Genomic DNA, 20,643 nt, shown 5'->3' with positions numbered 1-20,643 from the left:
ACACGAAACGTACTCGCCATATCGGCTCCATGGCAATGGAGCCGATATGGCGCTCTGGTGCTTACTCGCCGATCGTCAGCAGCGATGCGTTGCCGCCGGCCGCCGTGGTGTTGATGGTGAGCGTGCGCTCGCCGGCGAAGCGCAGCAGGTAGTGCGGGCCACCGGCCTTGGGGCCGGTGCCGGACAGGTTCTCGCCGCCGAATGGCTGCACGCCGACCACCGCGCCGATCTGGTTGCGGTTGACGTAGCAGTTGCCGACGCGGGCATGGCTGGCGATGTAGTCGACGGTGTCGTTGATGCGGCTGTGGATGCCGAGCGTGAGGCCATAGCCGGTGGCGTTGATCTGCTCGACCACCTGCTCGAGTTCGCTGCCCTTCCAGCGGATCACGTGCAGCACCGGGCCGAACACTTCGCGCGTCAGCGTGGCGAGCGAGGGAATCTCGTAGGCGCGCGGGGCGAAGAAGGTGCCGTTGGCGGTGGTGGCCGGATCGAGCGCGACTTCGCCGATTTTCTTCGCGTCCTTGTCCATGCGTGCAGCGTGATCGACCAGGATCTTTTTCGCGTCCTCGTCGATCACCGGACCCACATCGGTGGACAGCTGGCCGGGGTCGCCCACCTTCAGCTCGGCCATTGCGCCGGCGAGCATGTTGCAGACCTTGTCGGCGATGTCTTCCTGCACGAACAGCACGCGCGCGGCCGAGCAGCGCTGGCCGGCGGACTGGAAGGCGGAGGCGATCACGTCCTTGACGATCTGCTCGGGCAGCGCAGAGGAGTCGGCGATCATCGCGTTCTGGCCGCCGGTCTCGGCGATCAGCGCGGCGATCGGCGCATTGCGCGCGGCCAGCGCGCGGTTGATCGCCCAGGCGGTGTCGGTGGAGCCGGTGAAGGCCACACCGGACACGCGCGCATCCCTGGTCAGGGCGGCGCCGACGGTGGCGCCGTCGCCCGGCAGGTATTGCAGCACGTCGGCGGGCACGCCGGCGTCGTGCAGCAGCTTCACCGCGGCGTGGCCGATCAGCGAGGTCTGCTCGGCCGGCTTGGCGATCACGGCATTGCCGGCGGCCAGCGCGGCGCTGACCTGGCCCAGGAAGATCGCCAGCGGGAAGTTCCACGGGCTGATGCACACGAACACGCCGCGGCCGTTGAGGAACAACTGGTTGCTCTCGCCGGTCGGGCCCGGCAACTGCTCGGGCTGGCCGAACAGACGCCGTGCCATGGTGGCGTAATAGCGCAGGAAGTCGGCCGCCTCGCGGATTTCGGCGATCGCATCGGGCAGGCTCTTGCCGGCTTCGCGCACGCACAACGCGATGAATTCGCCGCGACGCGCTTCGAGCTGCTCGGCGGCGTGCTCGAGGATCGCCGCGCGGCTGGCCGCGGGCAGGCGATCCCAGTTGTGCTGCGCAGCGACGGCGTTGCTCAGTGCCTTGTCGACGGTGGCGCTGTCGGCGCTGACATAGCTGCCCACGGTCTGGCGGCGGTCGGCCGGGTTGGTGACGGCGATCGCGGCTGAAGCCGCTCCCACCACCGCGCCGGGCACCAGCGGTGCGGCAGTCCACGGGCCGGCATTCGCGTTGACCGCCTCGGCCATCGCCCTCAGTTCGTTGTCGTTGGAGAAGTTGACGCCCATGGAATTCTTCCGGAGTTCTGCGTAGATGTTGACCGGCAGCGGAATGCGCGGATGAGGGATCGAAGTAAAGGAGCGCACCGTTTCGCACGGGTCGGCGACCAGCGTGCGCACCGGCACGCTCTCGTCGACGACGCGGTTGACGAAGCTGGTGTTGGCGCCGTTCTCCAGCAGGCGGCGCACCAGGTACGGCAGCAGGTCTTCGTGCGTGCCGACCGGTGCGTACACGCGGCAGGGTACGTCGAGATTCTTGGCGCCGATCACTTCGGCGTACAGGTCGGTGCCCATGCCATGCAGGCGCTGGTATTCGTACGGCCGGCCCTGCGCGATGTGATGCACGGCGGCGATGGTGTGCGCGTTGTGGGTGGCGAATTGCGGATAGATCAGTTCGGCGCCGCCGTTGAACAGGCGCCTGGCGCAGGCGAGATAGGACACGTCGGTATTCGGCTTGCGCGTAAACACCGGGTAGCCGGCCAGGCCGTTTTCCTGTGCGCGCTTGATCTCGGCGTCCCAGTAGGCGCCCTTGACCAGGCGCACATACCAGCGGCGGTTGGCGGCACGGGCGGTCTCGATCAGCCAGTCGATCACGAACGGGGTGCGCTTGGCATACGCCTGCACCACGATGCCCAGGCCATTCCAGCCTTGCAGCGAGGGATGCGCGAAGACGTCGCCGATGATGTCCAGCGACAACTCGAGGCGCTCGGCCTCCTCGGCATCGACCGACAACGCGATGCCGTACTTCATCGCCAGTTGCGACAGCTCCAGCAGCTTGTCGCCGAGCTGGCGGTGGGCCAGCTCGCGCTTGGCCACTTCGTAGCGCGGGTGCAGCGCGGACAGCTTCACCGAGATCGACGGCGCATCGGTGTGGCTGGCGAACGGGCCGCGCGCACCGATCGCGGCGATCGCGTTGCGGTAATCCTGCTGGTAGCGTTCGGCGGTTTCGCTGGTCAGCGCCGACTCGCCCAGCATGTCGTAGGAATAGCGGTAGACCGCGTAGTCCTTCTTCGCGCAGCGGTCCAGCGCCTCGTCGATGGTCTGTCCCATCACGAACTGGTAGCCCATGATGCGCATGGCCTGGCGGACCGCGAGACGGATCGCCGGTTCGCCGGCGCGGCCGACCAGCCGCTTCAAGGCGCCGGTGAAGTCGTGGCGAACATCCTCGGCCAGGTTCACCAGGCGCCCGGTGAGCATCAGGCCCCAGGTGGAGGCGTTCACGAACAGCGACTCGCTCTGGCCCAGATGCTTCTTCCAGTCCGCGTCGCCGAGCTTGTCGCGGATCAGCTTGTCGGCGGTGGCCTTGTCCGGAATGCGCAGCAGTGCCTCGGCCACGCACATCAGCAGCACGCCTTCCTCGGAGGAGAGATCGTACTGGCGCATGAAGGACTCGACCGCGCTCTGGTCCTTCGCGCGCAGGCGCACCCGGCCGACCAGGTCGGCGGCGAGGTCGATCACCTTCTCGCGTTCGGCCGGCGGCAAGGCGGCCTGGGCGAGCAGGTCGTTGACCGCTTCGGTTTCGTCGCGCAGCCAGGCGGCGGTGATGCGTGCGCGGGCCGGCGTGCTGTCGAGAGGGAGTTCGGGACTGAGAATGGGCTGGGTCACGGGCTTGTCGAAGGATTCGCCGCGGCGAAGGGGAGCGCGGGATTGTACGCTGGACGTCATGGATTTGGGGCGGCGCAGCGGCCGCGCAGACGGTTCTCCGCCGGCCGCGCGGCGCCATTCGCGTGGCTTGCGTGCAGACCTGATCAGGATCAAGTGGGTGCGACATTCTTGCTCGCTGCCTCGCCGCGGCCTATCATTCCGATGTTCCAGGCACGCCGGATCCCCATGATCGTGCTTCGACCAGCTACCGCCGGCTTGCCGTGCGTGACGATGTGGCTCAAGCCCAATCGCACGCTCAGCCGGCGCGGTCTGCGTCGATTGATCGTGGTTCTGGTGGTGCTGGTGCTGATGACGGCAGGTCTGGGTGCGTGGCAGGGGAACGTGTTTGCTCCGCTGTTTGCCCTGGCCGAATCCGCCGCCGTGGCCATCGCCTTGAGCGTAGCCTGGCGGGCCGGCGATCGCAGTGAGCGCATCACCCTCGACGCTTCGTCGCTGGAGGTGCGGTCGCTGCCGGGCCGGCGCCGCATGCGTTTCCAGGCTTACTGGGTGCGCGTGCTGCTGGAGCCGGGCGACGGGCGTCAGCGCCTGCTGCTGTCGTCGCACGGGCGCGAATTGGAGATTGGCGCTTTTCTGGCGGAGCAGGAACGCGTCGAGCTGTCGAGAAAACTCATGGTGCTGCTGGCCGATCTCAACGGCCCGTCGCGCAAATAGGTTCAAAAGAGTCTGTATTCATAATCCAAACACGCCGCGCCGGGAGCTGTTTGCCCGCGGGGCAAGGAAGAGAGAGGGAATGTATGTCGATACATGACCGAGCGATGACGCCGCTCCGGGGGCAAACAGACCCGGCCCTGCGGGTTGCCCTGCAGCGGCCGTCATGCGGCAGCCCGCGGCTTGCCCATGCAACCAGCATGGGTTTCGCCGCGGCCTACCACCTGCCAGCCGCTGCAGGGCAACGCGACGTATTTGGATTATGAATACAGACTCTAAGGTGCAAGACATGACATCTGGCGGCATCAGGCGATCATTCACGGCAGCGGCGGCACTCGCCCTTGCATCGTTCGGCGACGTGGTGCGCGCCGCACCCGGTCCGTGGCAGCTGAACATGCAGCGCGGCGACAGCACCTGGTCGCAGGTGCCGTACCACCTGAACAACATTTCGCTCGGCGTGTGCACGGTGATCGGCATCCTGGTGTTCGGCGCGATGTTCATCGCGATGTTCCGTTTCCGCAAATCGCGCGGTGCGGTGGCCGAGAAGTGGTCGCACAACACCATGGTGGAAGTCGTCTGGACCACCATCCCGGTGATCATCCTGGTCGTGCTGGCCTACCTGGCCACCGGCGGCCTCACCTTGTGGGCCGATACCACCGGTTCGCAGATGACCGTCAAGGTCACCGGCTACCAGTGGAAGTGGCGCTACGACTATGTCGAGTACCTGGGCAAGCCGATCGACAAGGTCGGTTTCATGTCCAAGCTCGATACGCAGAGCGACCAGACCCGCCAGCTCGGCTCGGGCATGGATCCGTTCGCGGTCAAGGTCGGTGACGAAAGCACCTACCTGTTGAACGTCGACAAGCCGCTGGTGGTGCCGGTCGACACCAAGATCCGTTTCGTGATCACCAGCGGCGACGTGATCCACTCCTGGTGGGTGCCGGCGACCGGCTGGAAGCTCGACGCGATCCCCGGAATCATCAACGCGGCCTGGGCCAACTTCCAGAAGCCAGGCACGTATCGCGGCCAGTGCGCCGAGTTGTGCGGCCAGGATCACGGCTTCATGCCGATTGTGGTGGTGGTCAAGTCGAAGGCGGATTTCGCCGCGTGGCTTGCCGCGCAGCAGGCGAAATCCGCCGCGCCCGTCGCTGCGCCGGCGACGGCTTCCAGCGCCGCCGCGCCGCAAACCAGCCAGGTCGCTCCGGCGGCGGGTGCGGCCAGGCAGGGCTGATCCGACCCGGTCTGGCGGTTCCCGGCACACGTTTTCTCACGCAGTCGCATTCAATATTTCAGGTTAGAGGTGCAAGGCCATGTCCTACGCAGCCACCCATGATCAGCACGATGATCACCACGGCGCGCCGAAAAGTTTCTTCCAGCGTTGGTGCATGTCCACCAACCACAAGGACATCGGCACGCTGTATCTGGTTTTCGCGCTGACGATGTTCTTCATCGGCGGCAGCTTTGCGATGCTGATCCGTGCCGAGCTGTTCAAGCCCGGCATGCAGCTGATGCAGCCTTACTTCTTCAACCAGCTGACCACCATGCATGCGCTGGTGATGATCTTCGGCGCGATCATGCCGGCCTTCGTCGGCCTCGGTAACTGGATGATCCCGTTGATGGTGGGTGCGCCGGACATGGCGCTGCCGCGCATGAACAACCTGTCGTTCTGGATCCTGCCGTTCGCCTTCCTGCTGATGCTGTCCACGCTGTTCATGCCCGGCGGCGGCCCGGCCGGCGGCTGGACGATGTATCCGCCGTTGTCGCTGCAGAGCGATTCGCTGGCCTACGTGGTGTTTGCGATCCATCTGATGGGCATCAGTTCGATCATGGGCGCGATCAACATCATCGCGACCATTCTCAACATGCGTGCTCCCGGCATGGAGCTGCTGAAGATGCCGGTGTTCGTATGGAGCTGGCTGATTACCGCATTCCTGCTGATCGCGGTGATGCCGGTGCTGGCCGGCGCGGTGACCATGCTGCTCACCGACAAGTACTTCGGCACCAATTTCTTCAACCCGGGCGGCGGCGGCGACCCCGTCCTGTATCAGCACATCTTCTGGTTCTTCGGCCATCCCGAGGTGTACATCATGATCCTGCCCGCGTTCGGGATCATCTCGGAAATCGTGCCGACCTTCGCGCGCAAGCCGATCTTCGGCTACAAGGCGATGGTGTTCGCGATCGCCTCGATCGCATTCCTGTCGTTCATCGTCTGGGCGCACCACATGTTCGCGGTGGGCCTGCCGCTGGGCGCCGAGATCTTCTTCATGTATGCCACGATGTTGATCGCGGTGCCGACCGGCGTGAAGGTGTTCAACTGGGTCGCCACCATATGGGGCAGCTCGATGACATTCGAGACGCCGATGCTGTTCGCTCTCGCGTTCATCATCCTGTTCACCATCGGCGGCTTCTCCGGTCTGATGCTGGCGCTGGTGCCGGCGGACTTCCAGTATCACGACACCTACTTCGTGGTGGCGCATTTCCACTACGTGCTGGTGACCGGCGCGCTGTTCGCGATCATTGCCGCGACCTATTACTGGTTGCCGAAGTGGACCGGCAACATGTACAGCGAGTTCTGGGGCAAGGTGCATTTCTGGAACAGCGTGATCTGGGTCAACGTGCTGTTCTTCCCGCAGCACTTCCTGGGCCTGGCCGGCATGCCGCGCCGCATCCCCGACTACAACGTGGCGTTCGCCAACTTCAACATGATCAGCTCGATCGGCGGCTTCCTGTTCGGCGCCACCCAGCTGATCTTCATCGGCGTGTTGATTCATTGCGTGTTCTTCTCGAAGAAGAAGGCCACCGATCGCGTGTGGGAAGGCGCCAGGGGCCTGGAATGGACGGTGCCGTCGCCGGCGCCGCACCATACGTTCGACTTGCCGCCGGTGATCCACGACGACGAGCTGGCGCACGGTCACGTCAACGATTGACCATTCACCCTGTCGTCCCGGTCCGGTCGGGCCGGGCGGCGCAAGAAGCCGATCTACATGAGACAGCAGACAATGAACACGGAAATCGCGGCACGCCGCAAAGGTGTAAGGCGCACCCTGGTGGTGACGGTCTCGATCGCGCTGGCGTTTTTCCTGGTGTCGTTCCTGCAGATCCTGCTGATGAAATAGCGGCACCGCGGTTGCTGTACGGTTCCTTCAATACGTCTCCTTCAACCGGTCGGGTTCGACGATCGGCATGCAGTTCCCCGGTCGGCGCGACGGGGCAAAAGTCATCAAGAGAAGTCCACGGGGTCTCACCATGGGTCAGCAGCACGACGCTTACTTTGTTCCGGCCAAGAGCTATTGGCCGATCGTGGCCGCAGTGGTCATGTTCACCACCGTGTTCGGTGCCGCGCACTGGCTGAACGCGGAACCCGGCGACGCCGGCTTCGGCAAGACCGTGCTGCTGGTCGGCGTGGTCGGCGTGCTTGGCATGTTCTTCGGCTGGTTCCGCTCGGTCATCAACGAGTCGCTGTCCGGCAGTTACAACCACCAGGTGGACACCTCGTTCCGCATGGGCATGATGTGGTTCATCTTCTCCGAGGTGATGTTCTTCGGCGCGTTCTTTGGTGCGCTGTTCTACATCCGCATGTTCTCGGTGCCGTGGCTGGGCGGCAACGGCCATGGCACGCTGACCCATCAGTTCCTGTGGAGCGACTACGCGGCTGCGTGGGGTGCCAATGGCGGCAACGGCCCGCAGCGCATCGGCGGCAGCTTCAGCACCGTGCCGGCGTGGGGCCTGCCGCTGCTGAACACGTTGATCCTGCTCAGCTCCAGCGTGACCGTGACGATCGCGCACCATGCGCTGCGTGCCGGTCATCGAGGCAAGATCCTGGTGTTCCTGGGCCTGACCGTGCTGCTGGGCGCGCTGTTCCTGAACTTCCAGGCGCACGAGTACATCGAGGCCTACAAGGAGCTGAACCTGACCCTGCACAGCGGCGTCTACGGCTCGACTTTCTTCCTGCTGACCGGGTTCCACGGCCTGCACGTGACGCTGGGCACGATCATGCTGGCGGTGATCTGGTTCCGCGTGCTCAAGGGCCACTTCAACAAGGATCACCACTTCGGTTTCGAGGCGGTGGCGTGGTACTGGCACTTCGTCGACGTGGTTTGGCTCGGCCTGTTCATGTTCGTCTACATTCTTTGACGCGACGTCGTTTCGCGAAGAGCAAAACCTGCCATCGGGCAACTTCCCCGCCATGGCGGACTTTTCGCAGCGGCCACGAGACGTCCACGACAAAAAGCCCGCCATTGGCGGGCTTTTTGTCGTGGTGGCATCGGGCGATTCAATCGCTACCGAAACTCGCGGCCATGGAGCGCGATTTGTCGCGGCCGGGACGCGCGGCGGGCACAGCCGCTACAATCACTGGCCGACATCGTGCGGATGCAGCCAGCCCATCCAGATGCCGAGTGCGACCATGCCGATCAGCAACAGCGACAAGCCGATGCGGCGGGTCAGAGCCCATACCGTGCGCTTGTCGTCGTCCTTGTCGGTCATCATGAAGTACAGCGCCTGGCCGAGGCTGAAGATCACCACCAGCAGCACCACCACCAGCGCACCTTTGTAGACGGTTTCCACGTGATTGATCCGATTCATTACGACAACGGCAGTATAGCCACCAGCGGCGGGCCCGCCGCGTGAGCGGGTTTCGCCGTCCGTCCTGGTGGGCGTTGCTGCTGACGGCGGCCGGAGCCTTGCTGTTCATACGTTTGGGCATCTGGCAGCTGCATCGCGCCGATTTCAAGGAAGCACTTCTGCGGCGGTATGCCGCATCGTCGTCGGCGCCGCAGCAGGACTTCGCCAAGGTGGCCGCTGCGCCGCCGGCCGACAGCTTTCCGCGCGTGCAGGTGAGCGGCCACTATCTTGCCGACCGGCTGTATCTGCTGGACAACCCGAAACACGACGGTCGCGGCGGCGTGGAGGTATTCGCGCCATTCGTGCTGCGCGACCAGCCGCCGTTGCTGCTGGTGGACCTGGGCTTCCTGCCGGGCAATGGCAACGGCAAGACGCCGCAACTGCCGCCGTTGCCGGCTACCGAAACCCGCTTGCGGGGTTTGTACGTACCGCCGCCGCCGGTGGGTTTCGAGATGGGCGGCGATGCGCTGGCGCGGCAGACCCGCTGGCCGAAGAACGCCATTTTCCTGGACCCGGCGGAAATCGCCCGCGATCTCGGCCGCCCGCTGTATCCGCGGATGCTGGCGCTGGACGCCGATCCCGCCTCGATCTACGTGCGCGTGCACACTCTCGATTTTTCCTCGATGCCGCCGGCGCGGCACCGCGCCTACGCGTTCCAGTGGTTCACCTTCGCGCTAGCCGCGGTGGTGATCCTGCTGGTCGTGCATCGCAAGCGCAAACCGCGCGAATCCTGATATCACCAAGGTCACGAAGTCCGATGAAGCCAGTCGATCCCGTTGCGTTGCGCAAGAGCCGAATGTATCTGCTGCTGATTGCGCTGGTGTTTGCGGCGCCGATGATCATTGCCGGCCTGCTCAGTTTTACCGGCTGGCAGCCGGGCGTGAAAGGCAACGGCCATGCGATCCTGCCGCAGCGCAATTTCGTCGACGAGAAGCTGCAGGTGAAACTGGACAATGGCCAGACGTGGCCGTGGCGCGACAGCGAGCCGCGGCTGACCCTGGTCGCGCTGGCCGGGCCGGACTGCGCCGCGCACTGCTTCGACACGCTGACCGGGATCGCCAAGGCGCGCGTCATGCTCAACCGCAACCAGGCGCGCCTGCGCCTGCTCTATGTCGGCACGCCGCCGGCCGATGCGGGCCGACGCGTCGCCATGCAAACCTATTGGTCGCTGGGCCGCGACGTCGACGGCAAGCTGGCCACGTATGCACCGGCCACGCCCGACAGCGTCAGCGCGGTGCTGGTGGAATCCAATGGCACGGCATTGTCGCTGTATCCGGCCGGTTTCGATGGCCCCGGTTTGCTGCGGGATCTGCAGAAGGTGATCAAGTGATGTCGGCGCGTTCGCTGAAAATTCTGCGCGGCCTGTCCCTGCTCGCCGCCGTGTTCGCGTTCGGACTGGTGATGTTCGGCGCCTTCGTGCGGCTGTCCAATGCCGGCCTGTCGTGCCCGGACTGGCCCACCTGCTACGGCCAGGTGACCTGGCCGCAGCACGCGCAGGCGGTGGCGCACGCCGACGCGGCATTCCCGGATCGCCCGTACGAGGCGCACAAGGCCTGGCGCGAACAGGTGCACCGCTTCCTTGCCGGCACCCTCGGTGTGATGGTGCTGTTGCTGGCGCTGACGGCGAGCGCGCGCAAACGCAGCGCGTTGCTGGCGGTGATTGCCGGCGCGGCGTTTGCGGTGGTCGGCGTGGGTTTGTACATGCGCGGCGAGCACTTGTGGTCGTCGCTGCTGGCGGTATGTGCGATGGGCTTGCCGTTGCTTGCCGCGATCCAGCTACAGCAGCCAGGCGCCTGGAAGATCAGCGTGCTGACGCTGGCAGTGATCATTTTCCAGGCGATGCTCGGCATGTGGACGGTGACGCTGTTGCTGAAACCGATCGTGGTGATGGGCCATCTGCTCGGCGGCATGACCACCTTCGCGCTGCTGGCGTATGCCGCGCTGCGCTTTGCCGGCGTGGCGGCGCCGGACCAACGCATGGCCGATCTGCGCCGGCTGGTGACGATCGGCCTCGTGCTGTTGTTCTGCCAGATCGCGTTGGGCGGCTGGACCTCGGCGAACTATGCTGCGCTGGCCTGCGGCTACGGTCCCGGTTCGTTCCCGCAATGCCTGGGCCAATGGGCGCCCCCTGCCGACTTCCACCAGGGCTTCGTGCTGTGGCGCGGGGTCGAGGTCAACTACGAAGGCGGCGTGCTCGACACGGCGGCGCGCAGCGCGATCCAGCTCGTGCACCGGCTCGGTGCGCTGGTGGTGTTCTGCTATCTCGGCTGGCTGTCGTACAAGGTGGCCAGGCGCGGATTGCGCGGGCTTGGCCTGGCGATCGCTCTGGCGCTGACCACCCAGGTGCTGCTGGGCATCAGCAATGTGTATTTCGGACTGCCGCTGCCGGTGGCGACCGCGCACAATGGCGTTGCCGCGTTGTTGCTGTTCACTTTGCTGGCCACGCTGACGCGTACGCAGCGTCGGCATGACGAATCGATGTTTCTGCCGTTGGGGCGACGCTGAAGATGAACGTTTTCCGTGAATATCTGCAGTTGACCAAGCCCCGCATCGTTGCGCTGCTGGTGTTCTGCGCGGTGATAGGCATGTTCCTCGCCGTGCCGGGCCTGCCGCGGTGGCAGGCACTGGTGTTCGGCACGCTGGGCATCTGGCTGGCATCGTCCTCCGCGGCTGCGTTCAACCAGCTGATCGATCAGCGTATCGACAAGGTCATGGTGCGCACGGCCCACCGGCCGCTGGCCACCGGGCATCTGAACCCGCGGCAGGTATTCGTGTTCGCGCTGAGCCTGGGTATCGCCTCGATGCTGGTGTTGGTGTTGCTGGTCAACACGCTGACCGCAGTGCTGACTTTTGCCGGGCTGATCGGTTATGCGGTGGTCTACACCGCGTTCCTCAAGCGGGCCACTCCGCAGAACATCGTGATCGGCGGTCTCGCCGGGGCGATTCCGCCCGTGTTGGGCTGGACGGCGGTCACCGGCACGCTGCACCCGTATGCGTTGCAGTTGTGCCTGATCATATTCGTGTGGACGCCGCCGCATTTCTGGGCATTGGCGATCTTCCGCCGCGACGACTACTCGCGCGCGCAGGTGCCGATGCTCCCGGTTACGCACGGCGTCGTGTACACGCGCTGGCACGTGCTGTTCTACACCGTGCTGCTGGTGCTGGTGACGCTGCTGCCGGCATTGACCGGGATGAGCGGCCTGATCTATCTGGCCGGTGCGGTCGTGCTGGATGCGGGTTTCCTGTATTACGCCGTGCGGCTGCTGAATCCGCCGGACGAGCTGTTCCCGATGAAGGTGTTCCAGTACTCGATCGTGTATCTGATGGCGCTGTTTGCATTCCTGCTGGCCGACCACTGGCTGGTCGGGCCGATCGTGCAGCAGGGGCTGGGGCTGCAGCATTCGAGTTGAAACCCGATCGGTTTAAGCCGAACCGGCGTGGCCCAATTCCGAACAGATTTCATCCATTCATTCAGCCCTGTGGGTTGACACTTCCGCAGCGCAGCACGACAATGCGCGCGCCTGCCGGCGCATCGCGTCGACTGGCTCCCAGTCCTGACAAACCAAGGCATATGGACGTTTACCCTAGTCGCAACGTCGACATCCGCAAGCATCGGATGCCGGCGACGCATAACCACAAGTTGAACGCCTGCGGCGACCGCGAGCGGTCGGCTGGTGCTTTCCTCGACTAGGGAAAGTCCGGCCCACCCCTGACGACGCCATAGGCGTCGTTACGAGGAGATGGGCCCATGAAGCTCCTTCGCGATTCCCTCCTGTTGCGCGCACTGCACCGGCTGCTGGCTGGCCGTCGCGACGTCGTGCGCCGCCCCTACGCCGTCACCGTGCCCGCCCCGCTCGAACGCTCCTCACTGGAGCAGATGGCGGGCAGCAACGTGATCGAACTGCATCGCCGGAACCCCGGCCATGCGTCCGCACCGGCCCGGGACGATGCGCTGCCATCGTCCGTACATCGTGCTGTGGTATCCAGTCGCTGATGGTCGCCATGACGTCATGCAAGGGATGGCCCCCGCCAGCGGGGGCACCGTTCCGGCCGCCAGCGCGGCCGCGCGCACCGGCGATGACGCGTTTCGCGGATTGATTCCGCAGACTCGCACCGACGACAGGCATCAGCGAATTCACGGAAGCGGGTCATGAACAAGCAATCCAATCAGGCTGCCGCAGTCAAGGCGGCGGGCAAGGGTGCGGCAGCGTTGCACGCGGCGGTTGCGCGGGAGGCGTTCCGTGCGAACGACGAGCTGCTGGCGGCGCTGGATACCACCCCGGCGGGTCTCGACGAAGAACAGATCGAGGCGCGGCTGCACCGCGACGGCCCCAACGAGGTATCGCACGAAAAGCCGCCGCACTGGTCGCGGCAACTGCTGCGCGCGTTCAAGAACCCGTTCATCATCGTGCTGCTGGTGCTGGCGGTGGTGCAGATATTCGCCACGCCGGACGACCTGTCCGGCCCGATCATCATCGCGGTGATGGTGACGATCAGCGTGCTGTTGAATTTCAGCCAGGAATTCCGCTCGTCGCGCGCGGCCGAGAATCTCAAGGCGATGGTGCGCAATACGGCCACGGTGACGCGCAAGGCCTCCGACGGCCACAGCGAGCAGATCGAGGTACCGGTGGCCGAGCTGGTGGCCGGCGACATCGTGCACCTGGGCGCGGGCGACATGGTGCCCGGCGACCTGCGCCTGCTCAGCGCGAAGGACTTGTTCATCAGCCAGGCGATTCTTACCGGCGAATCGCTGCCGGTGGAGAAGTCCGCACCGGCGCGGGTAAGCGCCGACGGCGGCGGTGCGCAGCAATACGACAGCGCACTGGATCTGCCCACTGTCTGCTACATGGGTACCAACGTGATCAGCGGCACCGCCACGGCGGTGGTGGTGGCAACGGGTGCGCACAGCTATCTCGGCTCGCTGGCGCACAGCATGTCCGGCCAGCGCGTGCAGACCAGTTTCGACCGCGGCGTGAAGAGTGTCAGCTGGCTGTTGATCCGCTTCATGGCGGTGATGGTGCCGGTGGTGTTCCTGATCAACGGGCTGGACAAGCACAACTGGACCGAGGCATTTCTGTTCGCGCTGTCCGTCGCGGTCGGCCTGACCCCGGAGATGCTGCCGCTGATCGTCACCGCGAACCTTTCCAAGGGTGCGCTGGCGATGTCCCGGCGCAAGGTGGTGGTGAAGCGGCTCAACGCGATCCAGAACTTCGGCGCGATGGATGTGCTGTGCACCGACAAGACCGGCACGCTGACGCTGGACAAGATCGTGCTGGAGCGCCATCTCGATCTTGACGGCGAGGAATCCGACGAGGCGCTGGAATTCGGCTATCTCAACAGCCGCTTCCAGACCGGTCTGAAAAACCTGATGGACAAGGCGGTGCTGGAGCACCGCGACCTGGAAGCGGCGGCGACGCGCTATCGAGTGGTCGACGAGATCCCGTTCGACTTCCAGCGCCGGCGCATGTCGGTGGTGGTGGCGAAGGACGATGGCGAACACCTGCTGATCTGCAAAGGTGCGGTCGAGGAGATGCTGTCGATCTGCACGTTCGCAAAAATCGGCGACGTCACCGAGCCGATGACCGACGAGCGCCGCCGCGACATCAAGGCGATGACGCACAAGCTCAACGAGGACGGCCTGCGCGTCCTGGTGGTCGCGGTGCAGCGCGAGCCCGGCCACGACCGGCCATACAGCGTGGCTGACGAAAGCGGGCTGATCGCGGTCGGCTGCCTGGCGTTCCTCGACCCGCCGAAGGACTCGGCGGCCACCGCGATCCGCGCGCTGCACCAGCACGGCGTCGAGGTGAAGGTGATCACCGGTGACAACGAAGCGGTGACCCGCAAGATCTGCCGCGAGGTCGGGCTGGACGTCACCCACTCGGTGCAGGGCAAGGAGATCGAGTCGCTCGACGACGCGGCGCTGGATACGCTGGTGGCGCGAGTCACGGTGTTCGCGAAGATGTCGCCGCTGCAGAAGGCGCGGGTGGTTCGTTCGCTGCAACGGCAGGGCCACACGGTGGGTTTTCTAGGCGACGGCATCAACGATGCGCCGGCGCTGCACGACGCCGATGTCGGCATCTCGGTGGATACCGCGACCGACATCGCGAAGGAATCGGCCGACATCATCCTGCTCGAGAAAAACCTGATGGTGCTGGAGGAAGGCGTGCTGGAAGGGCGCATCACCTTCGGCAACATCATCAAGTACATCAAGATGACCGCCAGCTCGAACTTCGGCAACGTGCTCAGCATGCTGATCGCCAGCGCGTTCCTGCCGTTCCTGCCGTTGCTGCCGCTGCAGATCCTGGTGCTGAACCTGCTGTACGACATCTCGCAGCTGTCGATTCCGTTCGACCGCATGGACGAGGATTACCTGCGCAAGCCGCGCAAGTGGGATGCCAGCGACATCGGCCGCTTCATGGTGTGGGTGGGACCGGCCAGCTCGGTGTTCGACATGACCACTTTCCTGCTGCTGTGGTACGTGTTCGGCGCGAACTCGCCGGCGCACCAGTCGCTGTTCCAGTCCGGCTGGTTCATCGAGAGCCTGCTGACCCAGACGCTGGTGGTGCACATGATCCGCACGCGCAAGATCCCGTTCCTGCAGAGCATCGCCGCGGCGCCGGTGCTCGCGTTGACCACCGCGATCATCGTGATCGGCATGCTGCTGCCGTACACTCCGGTGGGCGCGAAGATCGGCATGATGGAAATGCCGCCGGTGTATTTCGTGTGGCTGGCTTTGACCGTGGTGGCGTATTGCGCGCTGACCCAGCTGGTGAAGGTGATCTATACGCGCCGCTACGGGCGCTGGCTGTAATCCGCGCCATTGCGCTCGCGCGCGACGTCCACGGTCAGCGCGGCCAATTGGCGCAAACGGGTGCTGCCGGTATCGGCGAGCAACTCCTTCAATCGGGCGCCGGCATCGAGCTGGTCCAGCGTGTGGCGTTCGGCCAGCGAGGCGGCGAGGGCGCGGCCCATCGAATCGAAGATCAGCGCGTAGGCGAAGGCGTGCAGCACGCCGCCGCCGAGGGTGCCCAGGCCCGGGAACGCCTTCAACGCATTGCCGGCCACGGCCAGGACGATCGAGGTGCCGGTGCGCAAGGTGAGCCTGGCTTGCTGCACGAAGTCGTCGACCTGCACGTCGCTGACTTTCACGCCGTACAGCTCGGCGAGTGCCCGGGTGAGGCCGGTGGCGAGTACGCCCTGGATCACCAGATCGCTGCCCGGCGCCACCGCGGCGAGCGCGCCGACGATCGCCCTGCGCGCATATTTGCGCACGATGCGCTCGGCGTCTTGGGCGCGCGTCCGCGCTTCCAGTGTGCCGGTGCGCTGGTGCAGTCCGGCCAGCACGGCGTTTTCGCGCAGGTTTTCCAGGCCTTCGGCACCGGGCGCGGTGAGCCGGGCCAGCGCCTGCAGCAGCGGTTCGATCGCGGGCTTGCGCTGGCGCTCGACCGATTCGGTGCTGCCGTCGGCGAGCAGGCGTTGATAACGCTCGCTGCCGCCGGCGCTGATCGCCAGCACCGCGCTGGCGATGCCGTGCGACTGCTGGCGCAGGCGGGCCAGCAGCTGTTCGCGTTCTGCCGAGGTCCACTGGTCGGCCTTGTTCAGGACCAGCAGCAACGGTTTGCCGAAATCGGCCAGCCAGCGCAGTTCGTCGCTCTGGCCGCGGTTGAGGTCGCCGGCGCATAGATAGATGACGGCGTGCGCGCGCAGCGCTTCCTCGCGCGCCATGGTTTCGTGGATTTCGCCACCGGCTTCCCGGCTGCCGGGTACATCGGCCAGCACCAGGGCGCGGCCGTCGGCAAGCCGGCCGTCGTAGTGGCCGACTTCCCGGGTGGTGCCGCCGCGCGCGTCGCTGGCGACCTGGACGTGCGGCGCCAGTGCACGGATCAGGCTCGATTTGCCGGTGGAGATTTCGCCGAACAACGCGACGTAGATGCGCGCGCCGGCACGGCGTCGATCGAGTTCGTCCAGTTCCGCCGTCAGCGTGCCGGTATCGGCGCCGCGTTCGCGCAGCTGGCCGATGCGCTGCTCCAGGCTGCCACGGTCGGGCACCGGCATCGGCCGCCGCTTGCGTCGGGGACGCAGCAGCCACCACAGCACGCTCAATCCGGCCGCGGCAAAGATCGCCAGGGTGCCGCCCAACGTCCATTGCAGCCACGCCGGCAATGCGAGAAAGCGTTGCGCCAAGGCCAGCGCACGTTCGGCGGCCGCCAACAGCAGCCACAGCAACGCGGCCATGGCCAGCGCGGAGAGCAGCAATCGCAGGCGTCGGGACATGCGCGCATTCTAGCGAGCTTCTTCGGGCCGACTTCGGCGATGTGTCCGGCCGGCTCCGCTCGCACCGGTGTCATGGATTTGGCACTATCGTGAACTGGAGTGACGCGGCTTCGACCGGAGCTGCGCGGGTTTGGCGGCAGCGGTTCGTGGGGAAGCTGGATGGGGAGCGGTTTCAGGTGGTCGGCGTGGCTGCTGGGCATGGCCCTGGTCGCGCTCGTGCTCGCGCCGGACACCCGGGCTGCGCCGGCGGGATCCGGCGCGCAGGTGTCCGGCCCGCTGCCGACGCCGCAGTTCCGCCGCTACGGGACGACGGACGGTTTGCCCAGCGGGGCGATCTACGCAGTCGCGCAGGATCACAACGGCATGATGTGGTTTGGCTCGGCCGGTGGCCTGGTGCGCTTCGACGGGGTCGGCTTCAAGGTGTTCCGGCATGCGGCCGGCGACCCGAACTCCTTGCCCGCCAACCCGTCATATTCGCTTCTGATCGATCGCGACAACCGGGTCTGGACCGGCGGCATTTCGACCGGGCTGACGGCTTATGACCAGAACAGCGGACGCTTCCGGCACTGGACCCATGACGACGCGCAGCCGGCCAGCCTAGCCAGCGACGAGGTCTGGAGCCTGGCGCAGACGCCCGACGGCAGCTTGTGGGTCGCCACGGAAAGCGGCCTCGATCGCATGCGAGCGGATGGCAGCGGTTTCGACCACGTGCCGCGTGACGTCGGTGACCGGCAACACTCTGCCTCGTTCGGCCAGACGCGGGCGCTGTTCGCGGGGACCGATGGCCGCCTGTGGATCGGTGCGGAAAGTGGCCTGTACCTGCGCGAGTCCGACGGCACGATGCACGAGGTGCCGGTGGATCCTTCGTTTCGGGGCGACCTAAGCAAGACCTGGCGCATCGACGGCGGGCACGGCGAGATCAGGGTATCGCTGACCGGCGGTCTGCTGATCATCGGCGCCGATGGCGTGGCGCGGCCGCTGGCGAGCCGGCAGCTGACATCGCAACGGATCATGAGCAGTACCCGCGACGCATCGGGGCAGCTGTGGATCGGTACGGCCGACGGCGTCTTGCTGGACCATGGTGATGTGGGTCACGCCGACGGACAGCTGCAGCGAATCGCCGCTCAACCGCTGCTGCCCGGCGGCCTGCCGGGCAACAAGACATGGCAGACCGCGCTCGACGGCGAAGGTGGGCTATGGATCACCTTCGAGCAGTCCAGCATCGCCTACCTGCCGCCAGGGTGGAGCGGGTTCTCCCGTTTCACCCACATTCCGGACGATCCCGGCAGCCTGACCGGTATTGCGGCGTCGACGATCGCCATGGGTCGCGACGGCAAGTTGTGGCTGGGCGGCAACGATGGCTGGATCGACAAGCTGGATGCGGCCACCGGCCGGGTTCAGCACATCTTGCCAGGCATACAGGGGCAGGTCGTGTCGCTGGCGGAGGATCCGCGTGGCCGCCTGTGGATCGACAACCCGCCCCAGGTCAACGTGCTCGATCAAGGCCGGCTCGAGCATGGCCCGTTCGATCGGGGCAAGCTCACTCCGATCGATCTCGGCCATGCGCGGGTGACGCGGCCGGTGCTGCTCTGCGCCGGTGACGACGGACGGATGTACGTCGCCTCGTGGAATGAAGGCGTGTTCGTCGTCGACCCCGACAGCCTGGCCGTGGCACCGGTGACGATGGAACAAGGCGGCGACGGCATCCTGCGTCCCGATCAACTTTCCTTCCACGCGGGCAGCCTCTGGTATGCGAGTGAAGACGGCCTGCTGCGCCGGGACGACAAGGACGGGAAACTGCTTTTCGTGCCGGGCGTACCGCGCCAGGAGATCGCCGCTTTCACCTTCGATGCGACGGGCTTCTGGCTGGCTACCAACGGGTCGGTGCTCGAACACTACCGCTATGCCGACGGGCGCGCGGCGCGCGATGACAGCATCGACCTCGGCCGCGAGGAACTCGATTCCGACCTGCGCGACCTGCTGGTCGATCGGCAGGGCGGGTTATGGGTGTTTGCCAATCCGGGTCTGTGGCGATTCGATCGGCACACGCGCCGCTTCCGGTCGTTTGGCCCTGCGCAAGGCTTGTCGAATGCGAATTTCGACGGAGCCGCGACCGCCCTGGCGCCCGGCGGAATGATGTTCGCCACCAGCAGCGGCGGTGTCGTGGCGTTCCAGCCCGAACGGCTGCTGCGGACGAAAAACGCCGGCCCGTTGCCGATATTGTCGCTGGCGTACCTCGACGTGCAGCGCGCCGGCGAAGTGCGCGCGATCGCGCTCGACAGCAAGGTGGTGCAACTGGGCTGGCGCGACCGTGACCTGCGCGTGGGCGTGCGGCTCGCTTCGTTCATCAATCCCGCGGCCAACCGCTACCGCTTTCGACTCAACGGGTTCGACAGCGGCTGGGTCGATGCGGGCAACCGCGGCGAACGGGATTTTGCTGGGCTCGCTGCGGGCGACTACGCGCTGGAAGTGCAGGCCGCCGGTGCGGATGACCGATGGGTCCGGTTGGCCGTGCCGATCGGCATCCACGTGCAGGCGCCGCCGTGGGTGCGCTGGTGGGCATGGGTCATCTACGTGCTGCTGCTTGCCGCCATGGTGAGTCTGATCCTGCGCTACTGGCGCCGGCGCCTGGCGCAGCGGCATCGCCTGCAATTGGTCGAACAGCAACGCCAGATGGCGGAAGCGGCGAGCGCGGCGAAGACGCAGTTCCTGGCCACGCTGAGCCACGAGATCCGTACGCCGATGACGGGCGTGATGGGCATGGCGGAGCTGCTGCTGAGCACGCCGCTCAGTCCGCAGCAGCACGACTACACCCAGGCGATGCAGCGCTCCGGCGGCATGCTGCTGAAGCTGCTCAACGATGCGCTGGACCTGGCCCGCATCGAGGCGGGCAAACTGGAGCTGGAGCCGGCCGTGTTCGATCCGCGCCAGCTGCTGGACGACGTGGCGCAGCTGGAGCAGGGCCTGGCCCACGCCAAGGGCATCCGCTTCGTGCTGGACGTGGCGGACGACCTGCCCCGACAGCTGCTGGGCGACGCGCTGCGGATCAAGCAGGTGTTGTTGAACCTGGCCAACAACGCCTTGAAGTTCACCGAGCACGGCCACGTCACCTTGCGCGCGCAGCGCGCGCCCGACGGCTTGCTGTTCAGCGTGAGCGATACCGGACCGGGCATTCCCGAGGCCAGCCAGGCGCGCCTGTTCCAGCGCTTCGAGCAGGCGGACGGTCCGCAGCGTCGTGCCGGCAGCGGGCTGGGTCTGGCGATCTGCCGCGAGCTGGTCGACATGATGGGTGGCAGCATCGAGCTGGAATCGCGGCTGGCGCACGGCAGCACGTTTCGGGTGCGGCTGCCGCTGGCCGAACCGGCGGCGGCCGTGCCGCCACCCTCGACGGACGCCGCCACGGATCGGCGCTACCGGCTGCTGCTGGTGGAGGACGACACCATCGTGGCGGCGGTGATCCGCGGCCTGCTCGAGCGCGAAGGCCACACGGTGGTGCACGTCACCAACGGGCTGGCGGCGCTGGCCGAGCTGGCGCAGGCGCGCTTCGAGGCGGTGCTGCTGGACCTGGACCTGCCCGGCGTCGATGGCTTCCAGATCGCGCGGCTGATCCGTCAGCGCGAGCCGGCCGGGACGCACCTGCCGATCATCGCGGTCACCGCGCGTTCGGGCAGCGAGGACGAGACACGCGCCCGCGCCGCGGGGATGGACGATTTCCTGCGCAAGCCGCTCAGCGGTGAGCAGCTGAGCGGCGTGCTGGCGCGAAATGCGAGCAACGGGGTAACACCGGAGGACCAGTACGCCTGAAAGCATGCGTC

General features: G+C 66.0%; 15 protein-coding genes. 12 read left to right on the top strand and 3 right to left on the bottom strand.

The features are described 5' to 3' along the window. Window positions 1-61: 61 nt before the first annotated feature. On the bottom strand, window positions 62-3,223 hold the full coding sequence (gene putA / locus ACFPPB_RS05835; protein WP_377325278.1) for a bifunctional proline dehydrogenase/L-glutamate gamma-semialdehyde dehydrogenase PutA: 3,162 nt from the start codon (window positions 3,221-3,223) through the stop codon (window positions 62-64). Between the two features lie 270 nt (window positions 3,224-3,493). On the opposite strand from putA, the gene ACFPPB_RS05830 reads away from it, so the two are divergent. The 5 genes from ACFPPB_RS05830 to ACFPPB_RS05810 all read left to right on the top strand — a co-directional run bounded on the left by ACFPPB_RS05830 (window position 3,494) and on the right by ACFPPB_RS05810 (window position 8,065). Beyond that, window positions 3,494-3,934 (top strand): DUF2244 domain-containing protein, encoded by a 441-nt coding sequence (locus ACFPPB_RS05830; protein ID WP_377325276.1) that lies wholly within the window; start codon window positions 3,494-3,496, stop codon window positions 3,932-3,934. Between the two features lie 286 nt (window positions 3,935-4,220). Then, window positions 4,221-5,162, top strand: coding sequence for a cytochrome c oxidase subunit II (gene coxB / locus ACFPPB_RS05825; protein WP_377325274.1), 942 nt, complete (start codon window positions 4,221-4,223; stop codon window positions 5,160-5,162). 79 nt (window positions 5,163-5,241) lie between these two features. Then, window positions 5,242-6,858, top strand: coding sequence for a cytochrome c oxidase subunit I (gene ctaD, locus ACFPPB_RS05820; RefSeq protein WP_377325272.1), 1,617 nt, complete (start codon window positions 5,242-5,244; stop codon window positions 6,856-6,858). Window positions 6,859-6,915: 57 nt separating this feature from the next. Next, window positions 6,916-7,047: a hypothetical protein gene (locus ACFPPB_RS05815; protein ID WP_377325270.1), complete on the top strand. Its 132-nt coding sequence runs from the start codon at window positions 6,916-6,918 to the stop codon at window positions 7,045-7,047. Window positions 7,048-7,177: 130 nt separating this feature from the next. Beyond that, on the top strand, window positions 7,178-8,065 hold the full coding sequence (locus ACFPPB_RS05810; RefSeq protein ID WP_377325268.1) for a cytochrome c oxidase subunit 3: 888 nt from the start codon (window positions 7,178-7,180) through the stop codon (window positions 8,063-8,065). A 216-nt stretch (window positions 8,066-8,281) separates the two neighbouring features. On the opposite strand, the gene ACFPPB_RS05805 is transcribed toward ACFPPB_RS05810, so the two are convergent. Continuing rightward, on the bottom strand, window positions 8,282-8,497 hold the full coding sequence (locus tag ACFPPB_RS05805) for a twin transmembrane helix small protein (RefSeq protein ID WP_072762253.1): 216 nt from the start codon (window positions 8,495-8,497) through the stop codon (window positions 8,282-8,284). Between the two features lie 59 nt (window positions 8,498-8,556). Here ACFPPB_RS05805 and ACFPPB_RS05800 point away from each other — a divergent pair, with 59 nt between their 5' ends. The 6 genes from ACFPPB_RS05800 to mgtA all read left to right on the top strand — a co-directional run bounded on the left by ACFPPB_RS05800 (window position 8,557) and on the right by mgtA (window position 15,365). After that, window positions 8,557-9,288: an SURF1 family protein gene (locus ACFPPB_RS05800; RefSeq protein ID WP_377325266.1), complete on the top strand. Its 732-nt coding sequence runs from the start codon at window positions 8,557-8,559 to the stop codon at window positions 9,286-9,288. Between the two features lie 23 nt (window positions 9,289-9,311). Beyond that, window positions 9,312-9,884, top strand: coding sequence for a hypothetical protein (locus tag ACFPPB_RS05795; RefSeq protein WP_377325264.1), 573 nt, complete (start codon window positions 9,312-9,314; stop codon window positions 9,882-9,884). After that, window positions 9,884-11,059: a COX15/CtaA family protein gene (locus ACFPPB_RS05790; RefSeq protein WP_377325262.1), complete on the top strand. Its 1,176-nt coding sequence runs from the start codon at window positions 9,884-9,886 to the stop codon at window positions 11,057-11,059. Before ACFPPB_RS05795 ends, ACFPPB_RS05790 begins: the two co-directional genes overlap by 1 nt. Window positions 11,060-11,061: 2 nt before the next feature. Continuing rightward, a complete protein-coding gene (gene cyoE / locus ACFPPB_RS05785; protein WP_377325260.1) occupies window positions 11,062-11,964 on the top strand; it encodes a heme o synthase in 903 nt (300 codons plus the stop codon). Window positions 11,965-12,302: 338 nt separating this feature from the next. Beyond that, window positions 12,303-12,548, top strand: a complete 246-nt coding sequence (locus ACFPPB_RS05780; protein ID WP_377325258.1) for a hypothetical protein — start codon at window positions 12,303-12,305, stop codon at window positions 12,546-12,548. Window positions 12,549-12,704: 156 nt separating this feature from the next. Further along, window positions 12,705-15,365 carry a magnesium-translocating P-type ATPase gene (gene mgtA, locus ACFPPB_RS05775; protein WP_377325256.1) on the top strand — a complete coding sequence of 887 codons (2,661 nt, stop codon included), beginning with the start codon at window positions 12,705-12,707 and terminating at the stop codon, window positions 15,363-15,365. Here the strand turns inward: mgtA and ACFPPB_RS05770 are convergent. After that, window positions 15,347-16,828 (bottom strand): GTPase, encoded by a 1,482-nt coding sequence (locus tag ACFPPB_RS05770; protein ID WP_377325254.1) that lies wholly within the window; start codon window positions 16,826-16,828, stop codon window positions 15,347-15,349. The two genes, mgtA and ACFPPB_RS05770, sit on opposite strands and share 19 nt — an antisense overlap. 159 nt (window positions 16,829-16,987) lie before the next feature. Between ACFPPB_RS05770 and ACFPPB_RS05765 the strand changes: the two genes are divergently transcribed. Continuing rightward, on the top strand, window positions 16,988-20,632 hold the full coding sequence (locus tag ACFPPB_RS05765; protein ID WP_377325252.1) for a hybrid sensor histidine kinase/response regulator: 3,645 nt from the start codon (window positions 16,988-16,990) through the stop codon (window positions 20,630-20,632). Window positions 20,633-20,643: the final 11 nt, after the last annotated feature.

The organism is Rhodanobacter terrae, assembly GCF_042657005.1.
GTDB classification, from domain to species: domain Bacteria; phylum Pseudomonadota; class Gammaproteobacteria; order Xanthomonadales; family Rhodanobacteraceae; genus Rhodanobacter; species Rhodanobacter terrae.
This window is presented reverse-complemented; position numbering and strand designations above follow the sequence as displayed.

Excerpts from the sequence above, each read along its gene's own strand:
- ACFPPB_RS05765 (WP_377325252.1), top strand. The coding sequence starts at position 16,988 with ATGGGGAGCGGTTTCAGGTGGTCGGCGTGGCTGCTGGGCATGGCCCTG.
- ACFPPB_RS05830 (WP_377325276.1), top strand. The coding sequence starts at position 3,494 with ATGTGGCTCAAGCCCAATCGCACGCTCAGCCGGCGCGGTCTGCGTCGA.
- mgtA (WP_377325256.1), top strand. The coding sequence starts at position 12,705 with ATGAACAAGCAATCCAATCAGGCTGCCGCAGTCAAGGCGGCGGGCAAG.
- ACFPPB_RS05815 (WP_377325270.1), top strand. The coding sequence starts at position 6,916 with ATGAGACAGCAGACAATGAACACGGAAATCGCGGCACGCCGCAAAGGT.
- ACFPPB_RS05810 (WP_377325268.1), top strand. The coding sequence starts at position 7,178 with ATGGGTCAGCAGCACGACGCTTACTTTGTTCCGGCCAAGAGCTATTGG.
- coxB (WP_377325274.1), top strand. The coding sequence starts at position 4,221 with ATGACATCTGGCGGCATCAGGCGATCATTCACGGCAGCGGCGGCACTC.
- ACFPPB_RS05770 (WP_377325254.1), bottom strand. The coding sequence starts at position 16,828 with ATGTCCCGACGCCTGCGATTGCTGCTCTCCGCGCTGGCCATGGCCGCG.
- ACFPPB_RS05795 (WP_377325264.1), top strand. The coding sequence starts at position 9,312 with ATGAAGCCAGTCGATCCCGTTGCGTTGCGCAAGAGCCGAATGTATCTG.
- ACFPPB_RS05790 (WP_377325262.1), top strand. The coding sequence starts at position 9,884 with ATGTCGGCGCGTTCGCTGAAAATTCTGCGCGGCCTGTCCCTGCTCGCC.
- ctaD (WP_377325272.1), top strand. The coding sequence starts at position 5,242 with ATGTCCTACGCAGCCACCCATGATCAGCACGATGATCACCACGGCGCG.
- ACFPPB_RS05780 (WP_377325258.1), top strand. The coding sequence starts at position 12,303 with ATGAAGCTCCTTCGCGATTCCCTCCTGTTGCGCGCACTGCACCGGCTG.
- cyoE (WP_377325260.1), top strand. The coding sequence starts at position 11,062 with ATGAACGTTTTCCGTGAATATCTGCAGTTGACCAAGCCCCGCATCGTT.